The following is a 14,903-nucleotide window of genomic DNA, read 5'->3' as shown; positions in this document are numbered from 1 at the left end:
GTGAGCAGGAATTGGCAGTTCACGTAAGGTCTTTAAGACGTCATCGGAATGCGACTTCTGCAACACTCTCATTCCGCTTGATGAGCGAAAGAACCGGAGTTCCTTCCATACGATTTTGGAAGAAACGAAGAACTTGCCAGCGGCGCCGAGAACAGCAGCGTTTGTGGTATTAACCAGCTTGTCTTCTGTCAATGACAGCTGAAATCCGATGGCTATGAATGCGCAATCTCTCGAAGCGCCACTCTACAATCGTGAAACGCCTTCACGTTGCCGCCACGTGTACGACCGTTTGAACCTCTGTGCTAAATCTAACTAGGAAGTGACACAGCCAAGATTCAAGTTACGGTAATGCTTTGATTCTTTGGGTGGGCACATGTCAACAAAGCTGGTACGCCAGAAGGTTGCAGAATTCCTGAAAACAAATGACCCAGGAGTGCTCTGTATCCGAGGCAATTGGGGTACCGGAAAGACCTACACCTGGAACGATGAGCTGGAGAAAGCTGCAAAGGTCAAGGGTGGGATAGGTTTAGAAAAATATGCCTATGTGTCTCTGTTTGGGCTGAACAGCATCGAGGAAGTGCAGCGCCAAATTGCGACGCAGACGATCAAGCGAGAACGGATAGGCCAGCCTTTCGATGCGACCAACCTTAGCGCAGCGTACGAAGACGGTGTGACGCTTGTAAAGAAGTTGGCCGGCCGTTTCGGCGGTTTCTTAGGCGATGGTTATTATGGTGCCGCCGCATCGCTAATGACACTGCTTATTCGCAATCGCCTCATTTGCATAGACGACCTTGAACGCAAGGGAGTGCACCTACGGAGCGGGGACGTTCTTGGGCTAATTTCGCAGCTAACGGAGGAGCGCAATTGCAAAGTAGCCCTTCTGTTGAATGACGAGCGACTGGATGATCGCCCGCAGTTCGAGGGATTCCTTGAAAAGGTCGTCGACCTCAACCTGCGCTTCATACCCTCCGCAAGTGAATCTGCTGCGACCGCTCTCGATAACCTGAAAGCTGCTCCAATTCCAACGGATGACGTTCGCGAGCAAACCATCCTGCTCGGAATCGATAATATCCGCGTCATTCGGAAGATTTACAGCATCGTAAGCGACATAGCTCCGATGCTCAAAGATTATAAGCCTGGCGTTTTGAAGGCGGTAACGAAATCACTGGTGCTATTCGGATGGTGTAACTACCAGCCTGAGATGGCTCCGACCCTGAATTTCTTAAAGGCGATTGGAGAGTATTCCTTCGCGACGCAGCCCCCGAACGAAGAGGTTGCCAAGCTGCGGGAAAAATGGGAGCCGAAATTAAGGCAGTATGGCTACACCCACACTGACGATTTTGATCTGGTCCTGATGGACGGCATTATCAATGGGTATTTCGATCCAACGGTGGTGGCTGTCTACGCGACCGAACTCAACAAAATCGAGCAGTCCGCTGAGGCGAACGCCAAGCTGGAAAAGGCGTGGGATTCATATCGCAACTCGTTCGATGACAATGGAGAGGAATTAGTCGCTGAGCTTATGGAGTGCTTTGAGGCTAACGCGCAGTTTTATTCATTGGGCACTACATCGCAGCTCATCGACTTGTTTGGCAGGATTGGGCACCAGGAAGAGGCGAAAAAGGTTTTTGACCTCTATGAAAAGGCGCACGATGGCGATGTAAGTGCTTTTGACGTTGAGCGCCTTTTCCGCTTTGGCATGGAATTGCCTAAGGACATCCTTGCAAGGGTGGTGAAAGCTAGAGAGGGCGTGAAGCCTGATCTCTCCAATGATGCGCTTTTCCTGGGTTTGAAAGAGGCAGGATTCGGTTCGGATATTGCAGCGCAATTGGCAAAACTGCCGGTAGAGGAATACGTGCGGGTGCTTACGAGCCATCGCGGCGAGGAGCTTCTGAAAATACGTGAAGGCCTCACGGACTATCTCAATGTCTCAAACCCTACCAATATCGCTATTGAAATCATGTCCCGGGCAGCCGATGCGCTCCAGGTGATAGCAGCACGAAGCCCACTGGACAGCGCCAGAGCCCACACTTGGCAGCTGATCCAATGGCAGAAAAAGTTTGGACGGCTGCACGATGTAGAGCCGCCTGTCATTCCAACGGCGAAGGACGCACCGGTAGAGGGTGCGCCTACCGCTTAATTGGTTGGGCGCCTACGGCGAAGTGCATTTGTTGGTGACTAGGGCAGGCAGTTCTCCGATATCTTTACCCCACCGCCACGCACTCGATCTCGATATCAAACTCCATCGGCCAAGACGCCACCGGCACGAAGCTGCGCGCCGGCGGGTTGGTCGAAAAGTACCTCGCATAGACCCGGTTGATGGCGTTGTAGAAGCCGGAATTGACGGCGTAGATGCGCACCATCACCACATTGTCGAGCGAGGTGCCGGCCGCTTCCAGGCAATGTTTCAACGCCTTCAGCGACGCCTCGGTCTGCGTTTCGATGTCGCCGCGCACCATCTCGCCGGTCACCATGTCCACCGGCGGCGTTGCCGAGATGAACACGAAGCCGTTGGCCCTCACCGCTGTCGAACAGGGAAGGCCGAGCGCCCGCACCTTGGCCGACATGACCGGCACCTCGATGACTTCTTTTTTCATGATGATCTCCCTTTGTTTGCGAGGGAGCTTATCTCGGCACTGGCGGAACGCCAGCGGCGTTCCTCCCTTCTCCCCTTGTAGGAGAAGGTGGATCGGCGCGTTAGCGCCGGCATGGCTGCTCCCTCGGATTGATGGCCGCAGTCTAGTTCACGGCAGGCGCAGGCACAGAGCCAGCTTGCGGCGGTCGGTTCGCCAGGCTGTTGCAACCGCCGGAGAGAGCCGAAGGACCCAACTTCGTCATCCCAGGGCGAAGCAGCCGCGAAGCGGCGTCGCGGAGACCCTGGGATCCATGCCGCGACATCAATCAAGGATCGCAGCGGAGCAGAATTCCGCACCGTCGCAACGCTCAGGAGTCCCGGCATGGATCCTGGGGTCTGCGCCGCGTCGCTTCGCTCCTTGCTACGCCCCAGGATGACGAAGTGCGAGGTGGCTCAGCCAGTCTCGGGCGCAGTTCCTCGCTGAGAACCTAATGCACCGCCGCCACGTCCTTCAGATGCATCTCGTGCATCTCCAGCGTTTCGAGGGTCTTCTTGGCGAACTCCTTCAGCGCCGGGTCGTCGTCGGAGCGCGCGTAGGTGGAAAACATCGCCACCGCTTGCTTGTGCGCTTCGGTCTGCAAGGTGATATATTTGGCCTGGAAGGCGTCGCCGTCCAGCGCCTTGAGTTGGTCCAGCATCGCATGGTCTGTCCATCTTGACGCTATGGGCGACGAGGCCCCAGCAGAAAGGCTGTCATCGTTGCACTCACGCACGCCACCGCCAACAACGCAACGGCGCCCGAAGAGCTGGCCTTTCGGCGAATTGAAACAGTTTGTTCTGGAGTGGGCGCATTTTGAACCAGCCCGTCCAGGTCGGACCTGCTGCCATGTCGAACGGAATAGGCGCGGGTCAACTCTGCACCGAGCAGAAAGATTTCCGATGAATAGTAGACCCAGAGCAGGATGACGAGCAGCCCTCCGGCCGCACCATATGACGATGCGATCGCACTTGTGCCGATATACCAACCGATAAGCGACTTCCCCAATGTGAACAGTGCGGCGGTGACGACAGCACCGATCCCGACATCCCGCCATTCCAAGGCACGATCCGGCAAGACTTTGTAGATAGCGGCAAACATCACGGAGATCAGGGCAAAGGAAATCAAGGTGTTGATCGCGCTCAGAACAAATTCGCCGAACGGCAATCGAGCGCTGATCATGTCGCCCAGAGCCGAGATCGCGGCGCTCGCCACCAGGGATACCAGCAACATGAAGCCGAGTGCGGCGACCAGGCCGAGACTTGCTGCGCGCGCCCGCAACAGACGCGACAGCGAACTCCCTTTCGTTTCAACCTTCCATATTGCATTGAGGGCCTGCTGCATCTCGCCAAAGACCGCGGAGGCGGTGACGAGCAAGGTGGCCACGCCAACGATGGCCGCCAGGGTCCCCGATGACTTGCTGGATGCCCCTTCGAGCGCCGTCTGAAGGAGCGCAGCACTTTCTGAACCCATCAGCCCCGATATCTGGGCAGACAAAGCCACCTGCGCTGCCTGATGACCAAATGCGATGCCAGCTATCGCGACGACAATTATCAGAACCGGGGCCAGCGACGTGGCGGCATAAAAGGCCATCGCCGCGCCATGACTAAGGGCATTGTCGTTGACAAAGCCAACCACGCTTTCTCGCACCAAGTCCCATGCGTTTCTAATTGTGAGTCGCACTTCGAATCCGTGAAGGGGGTCGCAAACCGTCTCCTATCAATGCAGCCGATCTTCCGATGTTCCGGCCGACTTGAGCGAGAGCTTCACCAGCGATGTGAGGCACACGATCAATGGTGCGGAAACCGTGCGCAAGGCGAGCCGGCAAGAACCCGCCCATCTCATCGAGCAGGCGGATGGCGACCATATGCTGAAAAGCCGCTCCGAACTGAAGCGCGGCGGCTGAACCAGCCGGCTGTCAGTGGCAGCACGCCTCCCCATACTGCAGCTGCTCATTCCAATCGGGCCTGCCCTCCGGCGTGAAATCCATCAGGTTCCACAGGATCTCGCAGGTGCCGATGGCGCGCGGGTCCTGGCCGGGCTCCGTCGGCGCGAAGCCGAGCTCGGACGACCAGAAATGGCGGATGCCGTCACCGTCCCGATGGAACACCGACAGCAGCGGGATCTGCGCGCCGTCGGCATCCTCGGCATTGTAGTCGCGCTTGAAGCTGTTGGCCGCCGACGACACCAGCCGCATGTTGCGCCAGCCGCGATCGCGGCCGAGCGTGACGAGGTTGTCGAGCGCGGTCTTGGCCACCACGGCGAAGTTGAAGCCGGCCGCTTCGAGATGGCCGACCGCGCCGTCGAACTGGTCGAGCAGCGCCGTGCAGGATGGGCATGGCTGGTCCGGCCTCGCCAGCTTCGCCGTCCCGCCGCTGGTCGCCACGTCGCGCGTCTCCTGCGGATGACGCGGAAACATCATGTTGTACAGGATGAGGCAATCCTTGCCCGGCGCGAACAGCTCCGAAAGCCTGACCTTGGCGGGCCTGCCATCGGCGTCCAGCGCGTCGAACACATAGTCCTGGCGGATCAGCCCGCCCGGCGGCAGCGCGCGCCGCGCGACGGCGACGTCCTCCATGGCGCGGCGCAGCTCGATTTCCTTCCGCAACAGTCTTTCGCGGGCGGTGCGATATCGGGCGGATTCGTTGGGAAAGGTGATCATGATCAGCTCCTTGGGTCACGACGCCGGCGTCCCGGCGCGGTTGCTCTGCGACCCAAGGACGTTTCGCGACGATCCCTTCCGACATTTTTGCGCATGGCGAGACGGCGTTGTATCTGTTCGGCACCGCGATCCGGGGACAACCATGCACGACGACGAAATCGACCTGCGCTGCCCGCAAGTGGTGGCCGACAATGCCGCCAAGGGCCTCAGGCTGCGCAAGCAGTTCGGCCGGGGCGGCACCGAGATCGGCGTGGCGCGGGCGACCGAACTGAAGAACCGGGAAAAGCTCGCTCCTTCCACCATCCGCCGCATGGTCAGCTACTTCGCCCGCCACGAGGTCGACAAGCGCGGCAGGAACTACGGCAACGAGGCGAACCCGTCGGCGGGCTATATCGCCTGGCTTTTGTGGGGCGGCGACGAGGGCCGCGCCTGGGCGCTCGATCTCAAGCGGAAGATCGGCAACGCACCGGATATCTAGCAGGGCGGTCGCATATGGATTCTTACGAAGATAGACCCCCACCCTAACCCTTCCCCACAAGGGGGAGGGAATGCCGCCGCGCGCTCTTACTCGGCGTCAAAACGTCGGCAATCTGCCAATGTCAGCGCCAACGGAAGTCTCCCTCCCCCTTGTGGGGAAGGGTTAGGGGTGGGGGTAAATCGTAGAGCGAAAGCCCCGGCCTCCTATGCGATTGACCTGGGATATCTAGGGAGAAGATCGTGCATGAAGGCGGGTCCCGAAACCCCGCCCCGGAACCCGCCACGGAGGGGCCGACACATGCCGGTGCAGCCTCCTCCTGTGCCCAGCCGATCGACGATCCCGGATCGGCTGAATGGCGTCATGACGTTGCGTTAGCACGGGCCGGCTGCCGCCTATGTGAAGCGGCTCACAATGCGCTGGCGGTTTGCGCTCGGCGGCGGGAAAATCCGCCGGCGCCAATCGACAGGACGCGATCGGCCTAGCCTTCCCAGGCGACCGGCGTCATCCCCAGCCGCTCATAGAGCCGGACGGCGGCGGCGTTCTCCACCGTGTTGGTCTTCAGGTCGACACACTCGGCGCCCCGTTCGCGAAAGGTGGCGAAGCTGTGCCACATCAGCGCCTCGGCGATGCCCTTGCCGCGCGCCTCGGGGTGAACGGCAAGGTCCTTGACGAAGGCGCGCGACCAGCACAGCGCCGCCGCCGCCAACCGTCCCTTGGCGTCGATGACCAGGAAACACAGCGCCGGATCGAATTCAGGGTCGTTGGCGACACGCGGCCACCACTCCTCGAACGGGCCATCGGAGCCGTCGTCGAACACTTCGCTCAGCAGCGCATGCAAGGCCGGCGCGTCACCGGGCTCGAAACAACGCATGACGAAGCCATCGGGCCAGCGCGGTGGAACGAGCGTCTCGTCGAGGATCTTGCGCAGCCGGATGTCGTTCGGGGCCGGCGGACGCGGTTCAGGCATCGCGCTCAGGCGTCGGGCTGCGGACGCCGCTTGCGGTCGGTGCCGAGGCCGGTCGCCTCGAGCAGGCCCTTGCGCTTGGCGTCGAAGTAATAGCCGGTCTGGTAGAGCCAGTCGGCGCGCTTGGCGTTGCCGCCGGCCACCAGCCAGGCGCCGCGCAGATATTTCACCGCGTATTTCAAATTGGTCTCGGCGTCGAACAGGCCCTTGGCCGGCCCGTCATAGCCCATGCCGCGCGCCGTCGCGTGCTTGATCTGCATCAGCCCCCAATGGCCGTTGTTGTAGGCCTTCGGGTTGAAGGTGCTCTCGCGGTTGACGACATGGCGCACCAGATCCGCCGGCACCTGGTAGAGCGCGGCGTATTTGACGATCAGCCGGTCGACGTCGCCGCGCATGCCGGTCGCATGCTCTTCTTCGGCCGGACCAACCGGTGCGGCCGGGAACTGCACCAGGGCAGCCGGGTTCTGCGGCACGACATAGGCCACCTGCTGCACGCCGGGCATCATCGACGCCTGGGACACCGTGCCGCCGGCGAGCGGGGGCAGCTTGCCCGCGGCCGGCGTGACGCCGGCGATGGCATAGGCGGTCGCGGCCGTGGCGTTGGTCCTGACCACGGCGGGCGCCGCATTGGCGGTCATTACCGCAGGCACGGCCGGCGCTGCCGGGGTCGATCCGGCAAAGGCGGCGGTCGCGGCAGCCGCCGGTTGGGCGGCGGGATCGAGTGCCGGCGCGGCGGGACCAGCCGACAGATCGGCGGTCTGAACGGGGGCAATGCCGGATGATTCCGGCAGCACCGAAACCGTCTCCGGCAAAGGGATGGTGAAGCCGGCATCGGCGCCCGCGGCGGTCGCGGTTTCGGTCAGGGCAGGCGCGGATTTCATCTGCGAGGTCGACGTGCAGCCACTGAGGCCGGCAGCGGCGACGATGACGCCGATCGCGATAAGATTGAATTTTGCTGGCAAGCCGCGCTCGGGTCCGGTTCGTCGGGTCGTTAAGGAATCCCTTACACCAGCGATTCCTGGTGGGCAATCGGGGCTATCAGGTGGTTTTCGGGTGGCGAGACTCGGGGGCCGATGCCATATTGTTCTGGATATGTACCGGCACCAATGCCGGTTTCCGCCACTTTGCGGAAAGGAGCGCATCATGGAAACGACATCCCAGATCACGGCCGGCCACGCAGTGTTAGAAACAGTGATCGGTTTCATGGGCATCGCCTGGAGCGAAAAGGGCCTGATCCGACTCTGCCTGCCCGAACGCAGCCGCGAAGCGGTCGAGCGGCGGCTGATGCGCCATGCCGGTGTTTCAGCCTCGACGGCGCAGCCGCCATGGGTGGTCGAACTTATCGCCTCGATCAAGGCCTATGCGGCGGGCGAGGACGTCGACTTCACTGGCGTGCCGGTCGATCTCGCCGGCGTCGACGATTTCCGCCTCGCCATCTATGACGTGGCGCGAAAACTCGCCTTCGGCGAAACCACCACCTATGGCGAGTTGGCCAGGACCGCCGGCCATGCCGGGCTTGCTCGCGAAACCGGGGCGGCACTTGGCGCCAATCCGGTGCCGCTGGTCATCCCTTGCCACCGCATCCTTGCCGCCGGCGGCAAGATCGGCGGCTTTTCGGCGCCCGGCGGTTCCGCCACCAAGGAAAAGATGCTGGGCATGGAAGGCGTGCGCGTCGGCCCGCCGCCGCCGGCGCAGGTTTCCTTCGGGTTTTGAACCAGGGCCGCAAGGCAGGCTCGGACAAGGTGCCTAGTTGGTGTGGAAGAACCGCCGGCGGAAATGCCGCTCGTTGTCCGGCCGCTTGCAATTATAGACCGGGCAGGACTTCGTATCGGCGCTCGGCACGTAGGCGCGCGTCCTCACCTCACCCATGGTGCAGAATTGCTGGCTCTGCACATAGCGGTCGTAGAGCGGCAGTCCCGGCACCCGCGTCGACTGGTAGCGCAGGATGACGGCGCCTTGGCGAGCGATCGTCGCCTGGACCTTGCCGCAGCTCATATGCGTCGGGTCGTAGCGCGAGATCGCCTGCGCCTCGGCGGCTACCAGCGTCATGCAGGCGGCAAGCAGAATGGTCTTCATGGTCCTCTCCCAAACCCTGATCCACCGCGCGAAAACGGCACGATCCGTGGCAACGGTTTCACCAGATTGGGGCGGCCATTGGGCGGCATCTCGATCACGGCTTTCTCACGCAGTCTTGTTTTTTATGCGAAAGCAGCCTATATGCGTTCCATTGATATTTCGGCCGATCGATCCGGGCCTCGCGATCTTCGCGTTTGCTGACGTCTATCTCCAAAATCTCGATGCACACCGGCTGGACTTCGGTTCGGTCAAACTAAAGCAAATGTTGAAGGACTATCTAAAATGGCAACTGGAACGGTCAAGTGGTTCAACGCCACCAAGGGCTTCGGCTTCATTCAGCCTGACGCGGGCGGCGCGGACGTGTTCGTCCACATCTCCGCAGTCGAGCGTGCTGGACTGTCGACCCTGGTCGAAGGCCAGAAGATCAACTTCGAGATCGAGCAGGACCGCCGCACTGGCAAGTCGTCCGCTGGATCTCTGAGCAAGGCGGCCTGATTTTGCGAATGGCGCGCGCCGGGCGAGAGCCCGGGGCGCGCGGCAAGTCACGGATGTACTGACAGTCGCGCGAGAAGCGCGCCGGAGCGGAAAGACCCGACAAGCTGGATCAGCAGATAGCTGCCAGCCCGGACCAGACGCTCCCGATCAGGCTACCGGAAATGGGAAGGCGGGATTTATCCCGCCTTTTTGTTTGTCTGGACTTCAGTGAAACGCTGCCTTGGCCCATGGTACCAGTCATGGTATTTTTGGCCCGATATTGGTACTTTTAACCCATGACAAAGCTCGAACAGATCGAAAAATCCGTCGCAGCCCTGAGTCCCGAGGACCTGATGGCGTTTGCCGCATGGTTCGAGGCGCTTCAGGCGGATATGTGGGATCGGCAGATCGAAGCCGACGCGAAGTCGGGCCGATTGGACAAGCTTGCAGAACAGGCACTGGCTGACCATCGCGCTGGCCGGACCCGGCCACTGTGAATCATCTGGCCTCTCCATCATTCTGGGAGGCTTATCAAAAACTGCCATCATCAATCAGAGCAAAGGCGGACAGGCGTTTGCCAGACTGCGCTCCGACCCTTTTCATCCATCATTGCGCTTGAAACAGGTAGGACGTTATTGGTCGGCACGAGTCGACGACAACTACCGGGCTGTTGCTATCCGCGACAATGAAGACGTGATCTGGTTCTGGATCGGCACCCACGCCGACTACGACCATCTCTTGAAGTAGCCAACTATCTTACCCAGGCAGCAATTCGCCGGCCGAAGGTCGCAGCCGACCGGGCGTCGCGCCTGTTGGTGCGCCCCGTCCGGAGCAGCCGCCAAGCGGCGACGGCGTGAGGACAAGAACTACGGCAGCCACTCGATCGGCACGTGCCCCGGATCCGCCTGCACCCTGTTCAGCCAGGCGGCAACCGCCGGATAGGCGTCGAGCTGGAAGCCGCCCTGCTCCGCCGCATGCGTATAGGCATAGAGCGCGATATCGGCGACGCTGAACGCGCCGCCGGCGAAGAAGGCGTTGTCTTCCAGATGCCTGTTCATCACGCCGAGCGCCTTGTTGCCGCGCTCCAACGTTACCGCCAGCCGCTCCGGCGTCGCATCCCTGGCTCGTTCGGGGAAAGTCAGCAGCGCCTTGCGCACGGCAATGTAGGGCTCGTGGCTGTATTGCTCGAAGAACAGCCACTGATAGGCCAGCCCGCGTTGATACTTGTCCGCCGGCAGGAAACGCGTGCCTTCGGCGAGATAGAGCAGGATGGCGTTGGATTCGGCCAGCCGCCGGCCATCGTCGAGTTCGAGCAGCGGCACCATGGCATTCGGATTCTTGGCGACAAACTCCGCTTTTCGCGTCTCGCCTGTATGCGAGCTCACCTCGACATTGGTGAAGACAAGGCCGAGCTTGGCCATCAGCAGGCGCGGCTTGTAGCAATTGCCGCTGTCGATCATGCCGTAGAGTATCATTGCCGTTCCCCGAAGCGCTGCCTGTTCCTGGCGTGATTATCGCAGCGGCGGCAGCCGCAACCAGTGATTTGTTTTGGCAAGACCATCAGCGCCGCTAATGTGTGGAGCGCGGTCGTTCAAGGGCGTGTCGAGATTCTGGTCAGGCCGAGCCGAGAACGATGGTCTTTGAGAACCGGAGCGGAGCGTACTTGTGGGTACGTGAGCACCGGAAGCGCAGAAGACCGCCGTTCGCAGGCCGGCATCACCTGAATATCGGCACGCCCTAGCCGAACAGCGGAATGACCTTGCTGTCCCTGCCGAGCAGCGTGTCGACGGACAGCGGCTTTTCCTCGAAGATCGTTCCGGCCGGGGCGGGGCGAGCCAGATGATAGCCTTGCAGCAGGTCGACGCCGCCTTCCAGCGCAACGCGCAGATGGGTCGGGTTCTCGATGCCTTCGACCAGCACCTTGGCGCCACGGTCGTGCAAGGTGGAAACCAGCGGGCGGAAGAACCGCTCGGCGGCGGCGTGACGGCAGAACTCCGCGAACCAGGTGCCATCGATCTTGACGATGTCGGGTTTGAGCAGGCTCACCCGCTCCTCGGTGGAGTGACCGGTGCCGAAATCGTCGATGGCGATGCGGATGCCGTCGCGCCGCATTTCGCGCACCAGCCGGGTGAGAAGCGCATCGTCGGCCGACTGCTCGGTGATTTCGCAAACCAGCATGGCCGGGGCGAGGCCGAAGTCACCGAGATGCCTGGTCATCAACCGGATCTCGGCCAGCGCCCGTCCGGGATGGTCATTGATCAGCGGATTGTAGTTGAAGAACAGATCGAGCCCTTCAACGCCGATGTTGTGAAAATTCCGCAGATGCAACACCCGGCACATGGTCTCGACAAACAGCCGATCCGAAGCGGCAACGCCATCGAAGAACACCCGCGCCGCACTGGGCCGGCCGGCACGGTGCGGCTCGATGAGGGCTTCGACCGCCACGGCGTGAAGGAAGCGGCCACGCGGCGAAAAGATCGGCTGATAGGCGCTGCGCAGCCGGAATTCGCCATGGATACCGTACTCGATACCGACTTCGTCGATCTGGATCGCATCGTCGACATTGCGCCGCCGCTCCAGCCTCATGTCGCCACCTTGCGCCCGAACGCTTTCGCCGGCCGCGTCGAATGCGCTGCCGCGGCAGCAAAAGGCGTGTCGCCGGCAACGGCGGGAGCCGGTGTCTGCCTGTCCTTGCCGAAGACGCGAAAGCTGGTCGGCGCCAGTTCGGGCCGCGCCAGCACGAAACCCTGCACCATCGAGGCTCCCGATTTCTCGGCGAGCTCCAGCTGCCACGCCTCCTCGATGCCCTCGAACACCGTGTGGATGCCTTGTTCCTCGAAGCTTTTCACCATGGTGGTCAAGAGCGCGAAACCGGCGCCGGACTCCATCAGCTGCGTGATCCAGTAGGCATCGAACTTGACGATATCGGGCTTCAGTTCCTTGATGCGGTTGATGTCGGAATCATCGGCGCCATAGTCGTCGACGGCGATGCGAAAGCCGTTGGCTTTGAGTGTCGCGACGAAGCTGTGCAGGGTTTCCTGCGACGCCGACCTCTGCTCGGTCACTTCGCAGACGACACGGCGTGGATCGATGCCCGCCTCGTGCAGCACCAGGCGCATTTCGCGCAGGGCCTTGTCGGCAACGCTGCGTTCGGTGAACACCGACGGGTCGAAATTAATGAAGATCGACGCCTCCTGCGGCAGGCAGGCGCCGGCGTTCAGCAGATGCAGCGTCCTGGTCAGCGCCTCGACATGCAGGCGGTCGGCGGACGGGCAGGTGCTGAAGAAATTCATCGGCGATTGCGGCTCGCCGTCGCGGAATGGCCGGATCAGCCCTTCGAACGCGACGACCGCCAGCTTGCCTTCCTTGAAGGCGAAGATCGGCTGGAAGGCGCTTTGCAGCGTGTAGATGCCCCAGACACCGGTGGAGGTGCCGTCGTCCTGACGGATGATGTGGGCAAGCCCGATGCTGCGCGACACGGTCCCTCGCTCCGCGGTTGGATTGCCATCCTGCCACTCAAGCCTCTACCGCCCGTTAATGAATTTATTGTTGCCGATCACGGGTCCTTGAGATCTGGATCAGCCGACAATGCTTGCACTGCGCGAAATCATGCGACATGAGAAGCGCCGCGGCCAATCCTGGCCGCGCCGATCCTCTGTTGGAGACGTTCAAGGTCATGGCCTTCCTTGCCGACACCCTTTCCCGCGTGAAGCCTTCCGCCACCATCGCGGTGACGCAGAAAGCCCGCGAGCTGAAAAATGCCGGCCGTGACATTATCGGCCTGGGCGCCGGCGAGCCGGATTTCGACACGCCCGACAACATCAAGAATGCGGCGATCGAGGCGATCCGCCGTGGCGAGACCAAATATCCGCCGGTTTCGGGCATCGCACCGCTGCGCGAGGCGATCGCCAAGAAATTCAAGCGCGAGAACAATCTCGACTACAAGCCCGAGCAGACCATAGTCGGCACCGGCGGCAAGCAGATCCTGTTCAACGCCTTCATGGCGACGCTGAACCCTGGCGACGAGGTCATCATCCCCCGCCCCTACTGGGTCAGCTATCCCGAAATGGTGGCGATCTGCGGCGGCACCTCGGTGTTTGCCGACACCTCGATCGACAACGGCTTCAAGCTGACCGCTGAAGTGCTGGAAAAGGCGATCACACCGAAAACCAAATGGTTGCTGATGAACTCGCCGTCTAACCCGTCGGGCGCTGCCTACACGCAGGCCGAACTGCGGGCGCTGGCCGATGTTCTGTTGAAGCATCCGCATGTCTGGACGCTGACCGACGACATGTACGAGCACCTGACCTATGGCGACTTCGTCTTCAAGACCATCGCCGAGGTCGAGCCGGAGCTCTATGAGCGCACGCTGACCATGAACGGCGTGTCGAAGGCCTATGCGATGACCGGCTGGCGCATCGGCTATGCGGCTGGCCCGGTCCAGCTGATCAAGGCGATGGACATGATCCAGGGCCAGCAGACCTCCGGCGCCTGCACCATCGCGCAATGGGCGTCGGTGGAAGCGCTGAACGGCCCGCAGGACTTCATCGCCAGGAACAAGGCGATCTTTCAAGGGAGGCGCGACCTCGTCGTCTCGATGCTCAACCAGGCGCGCGGCATCACCTGCCCGTCGCCGGAAGGCGCCTTCTATGTCTATCCGTCCTGCGCCCAGCTGATCGGCAAGAAGACCAAGGCCGGCAAGGTGATCGACACCGACGAGGCGTTCTGCTCGGAACTGCTCGAGGCCGAGGGGGTCGCTGTCGTGTTCGGCTCGGCCTTCGGCCTCGGGCCCAACTTCCGCATCTCCTACGCCACCTCGGAGGTGCTGCTCGAGGAAGCCTGCACGCGCATCCAGAGGTTTACCGCGTCGCTGACCTGATCAGATACGCCATAGTGGAGATGAAAAACCCGGCGCAACGCCGGGTTTTTCATGAGCTCGGCCCGGCGCTCAGCCGTCATATTGCGCTGACGTCACCGCTTCCAGCCAGTCGGCATGGACACCGTCGAGCGCCTCCTGCATGGCGATATGGGTCATTGCCGATTTCGGCGCCGCGCCATGCCAGTGCTTTTCGCCAGGCGCGAACGAGATGACGTCGCCGGCCCTGATCTGCTGGACCGCCTCTCCCCATGTCTGGGCAAGGCCGGCGCCCGCGGTGACATAGAGCGTCTGGCCAAGCGGATGCGTGTGCCAATGGGTGCGCGCGCCCGGCTCGAAGCTGACCAGCGTCGCCCGCAGCCGTGCCGGCGCCTCCTTCTCGATGATCGGCGTCTGCAGCACCCGGCCGGTGAAATATTTTTCCGGCGCTACGACGGTCGGCACGCTGCCACAGGCAATGATCTTCATGGTCGGTGGGTCCTCGATCTGATGGCGGACTGGCGGCGGAAGGCCGCCTCCCCTGGCATTGGCGCAAGCCGGCACTTTCCTCCGATATGCCACGCCGTGCAACTGCCATCGAGCTTCGCCATTGGCCTACCCGGTCTCCACACCAGGCTTCTTAACCATGAACGTTGGATCGCCGGCGCGGGTGCCCAAATCGCTGGCCAGGCGTGGCTGCCTCAAGGGCTTTTTAACGGCTGCCAACTAAAGCGTGTCGCGATTAATTGGCCTCATATCCGGCAGCCTTGAAGAAGTTTCTG

18 protein-coding genes and 1 pseudogene are annotated in these 14,903 nt (G+C 61.6%); 8 read left to right on the top strand and 11 right to left on the bottom strand.

Annotated elements, in window-relative coordinates; genetic code table 11:
• Window positions 1-373: 373 nt before the first annotated feature.
• The gene (locus NR193_RS26735) at window positions 374-2,140 is read left to right on the top strand and encodes a hypothetical protein (RefSeq protein WP_256753708.1); all 1,767 of its coding nucleotides are present in this window, start codon (window positions 374-376) and stop codon (window positions 2,138-2,140) included.
• Between the two features lie 64 nt (window positions 2,141-2,204).
• On the opposite strand, the gene NR193_RS26730 is transcribed toward NR193_RS26735, so the two are convergent.
• The 3 genes from NR193_RS26730 to NR193_RS26720 form a co-directional block, all read right to left on the bottom strand.
• Window positions 2,205-2,597, bottom strand: a complete 393-nt coding sequence (locus NR193_RS26730; protein WP_256753707.1) for a Rid family hydrolase — start codon at window positions 2,595-2,597, stop codon at window positions 2,205-2,207.
• Between the two features lie 466 nt (window positions 2,598-3,063).
• On the bottom strand, window positions 3,064-3,273 hold the full coding sequence (locus tag NR193_RS26725; protein WP_309145402.1) for a DUF4142 domain-containing protein: 210 nt from the start codon (window positions 3,271-3,273) through the stop codon (window positions 3,064-3,066).
• Window positions 3,274-3,296: 23 nt separating this feature from the next.
• Entirely contained in the window at window positions 3,297-4,250 is a 954-nt protein-coding gene (locus NR193_RS26720) for a YihY/virulence factor BrkB family protein (RefSeq protein WP_256753705.1), read from the bottom strand.
• 115 nt (window positions 4,251-4,365) lie between these two features.
• Here NR193_RS26720 and NR193_RS26715 point away from each other — a divergent pair, with 115 nt between their 5' ends.
• Window positions 4,366-4,518, top strand: coding sequence for a hypothetical protein (locus NR193_RS26715; RefSeq protein ID WP_256753704.1), 153 nt, complete (start codon window positions 4,366-4,368; stop codon window positions 4,516-4,518).
• A 12-nt stretch (window positions 4,519-4,530) separates the two neighbouring features.
• Here the strand turns inward: NR193_RS26715 and NR193_RS26710 are convergent, their stop codons facing one another.
• Window positions 4,531-5,274 (bottom strand): DUF899 family protein, encoded by a 744-nt coding sequence (locus tag NR193_RS26710; RefSeq protein WP_256753703.1) that lies wholly within the window; start codon window positions 5,272-5,274, stop codon window positions 4,531-4,533.
• Window positions 5,275-5,416: 142 nt separating this feature from the next.
• Between NR193_RS26710 and NR193_RS26705 the strand changes: the two genes are divergently transcribed.
• Window positions 5,417-5,752 (top strand): hypothetical protein, encoded by a 336-nt coding sequence (locus NR193_RS26705; RefSeq protein ID WP_256753702.1) that lies wholly within the window; start codon window positions 5,417-5,419, stop codon window positions 5,750-5,752.
• Window positions 5,753-6,230: 478 nt separating this feature from the next.
• On the opposite strand, the gene NR193_RS26700 is transcribed toward NR193_RS26705, so the two are convergent.
• Window positions 6,231-6,719, bottom strand: coding sequence for a GNAT family N-acetyltransferase (locus NR193_RS26700; RefSeq protein WP_256753701.1), 489 nt, complete (start codon window positions 6,717-6,719; stop codon window positions 6,231-6,233).
• A 5-nt stretch (window positions 6,720-6,724) separates the two neighbouring features.
• A complete protein-coding gene (locus tag NR193_RS26695) occupies window positions 6,725-7,678 on the bottom strand; it encodes a lytic transglycosylase domain-containing protein (RefSeq protein WP_256753700.1) in 954 nt (317 codons plus the stop codon).
• Between the two features lie 181 nt (window positions 7,679-7,859).
• On the opposite strand from NR193_RS26695, the gene NR193_RS26690 reads away from it, so the two are divergent.
• On the top strand, window positions 7,860-8,429 hold the full coding sequence (locus tag NR193_RS26690; protein ID WP_256753699.1) for a methylated-DNA--[protein]-cysteine S-methyltransferase: 570 nt from the start codon (window positions 7,860-7,862) through the stop codon (window positions 8,427-8,429).
• Window positions 8,430-8,462: 33 nt separating this feature from the next.
• Here the strand turns inward: NR193_RS26690 and NR193_RS26685 are convergent, their stop codons facing one another.
• Window positions 8,463-8,792: a hypothetical protein gene (locus tag NR193_RS26685; RefSeq protein ID WP_256753698.1), complete on the bottom strand. Its 330-nt coding sequence runs from the start codon at window positions 8,790-8,792 to the stop codon at window positions 8,463-8,465.
• 282 nt (window positions 8,793-9,074) lie between these two features.
• Here NR193_RS26685 and NR193_RS26680 point away from each other — a divergent pair, with 282 nt between their 5' ends.
• The 3 genes and pseudogenes from NR193_RS26680 to NR193_RS26670 all read left to right on the top strand — a co-directional run bounded on the left by NR193_RS26680 (window position 9,075) and on the right by NR193_RS26670 (window position 10,013).
• A complete protein-coding gene (locus NR193_RS26680; RefSeq protein WP_010910991.1) occupies window positions 9,075-9,287 on the top strand; it encodes a cold-shock protein in 213 nt (70 codons plus the stop codon).
• A gap of 275 nt (window positions 9,288-9,562) precedes the next feature.
• Window positions 9,563-9,763 carry a hypothetical protein gene (locus NR193_RS26675; RefSeq protein WP_256753697.1) on the top strand — a complete coding sequence of 67 codons (201 nt, stop codon included), beginning with the start codon at window positions 9,563-9,565 and terminating at the stop codon, window positions 9,761-9,763.
• Window positions 9,760-10,013 (top strand): annotated as a pseudogene (locus NR193_RS26670) (type II toxin-antitoxin system RelE/ParE family toxin). The gene NR193_RS26675 and the pseudogene NR193_RS26670 overlap by 4 nt, the downstream one beginning before the upstream one ends.
• Before the next feature lie 119 nt (window positions 10,014-10,132).
• Here NR193_RS26670 and NR193_RS26665 read toward each other — a convergent pair.
• The 3 genes from NR193_RS26665 to NR193_RS26655 form a co-directional block, all read right to left on the bottom strand.
• Window positions 10,133-10,741 carry a glutathione S-transferase family protein gene (locus NR193_RS26665; protein WP_256753696.1) on the bottom strand — a complete coding sequence of 203 codons (609 nt, stop codon included), beginning with the start codon at window positions 10,739-10,741 and terminating at the stop codon, window positions 10,133-10,135.
• Between the two features lie 262 nt (window positions 10,742-11,003).
• Window positions 11,004-11,852 (bottom strand): EAL domain-containing protein, encoded by an 849-nt coding sequence (locus NR193_RS26660; RefSeq protein ID WP_256753695.1) that lies wholly within the window; start codon window positions 11,850-11,852, stop codon window positions 11,004-11,006.
• Window positions 11,849-12,745, bottom strand: a complete 897-nt coding sequence (locus NR193_RS26655; RefSeq protein ID WP_256753694.1) for an EAL domain-containing protein — start codon at window positions 12,743-12,745, stop codon at window positions 11,849-11,851. Before NR193_RS26655 ends, NR193_RS26660 begins: the two co-directional genes overlap by 4 nt.
• 197 nt (window positions 12,746-12,942) lie before the next feature.
• Here NR193_RS26655 and NR193_RS26650 point away from each other — a divergent pair, with 197 nt between their 5' ends.
• Window positions 12,943-14,145: a pyridoxal phosphate-dependent aminotransferase gene (locus tag NR193_RS26650; RefSeq protein ID WP_256753779.1), complete on the top strand. Its 1,203-nt coding sequence runs from the start codon at window positions 12,943-12,945 to the stop codon at window positions 14,143-14,145.
• A 69-nt stretch (window positions 14,146-14,214) separates the two neighbouring features.
• Here the strand turns inward: NR193_RS26650 and NR193_RS26645 are convergent, their stop codons facing one another.
• Window positions 14,215-14,610, bottom strand: a complete 396-nt coding sequence (locus NR193_RS26645; RefSeq protein WP_256753693.1) for a cupin domain-containing protein — start codon at window positions 14,608-14,610, stop codon at window positions 14,215-14,217.
• Between the last annotated feature and the right edge of the window lie 293 nt (window positions 14,611-14,903).

The sequence above is a fragment of the Mesorhizobium sp. Mes31 genome (assembly GCF_024519675.1).
Classification (GTDB): Bacteria; Pseudomonadota; Alphaproteobacteria; order Rhizobiales; family Rhizobiaceae; genus Mesorhizobium.
The sequence above is the reverse complement of the archived record's forward strand: the minus strand, read 5'-3'. Positions and strand labels throughout refer to the sequence as shown.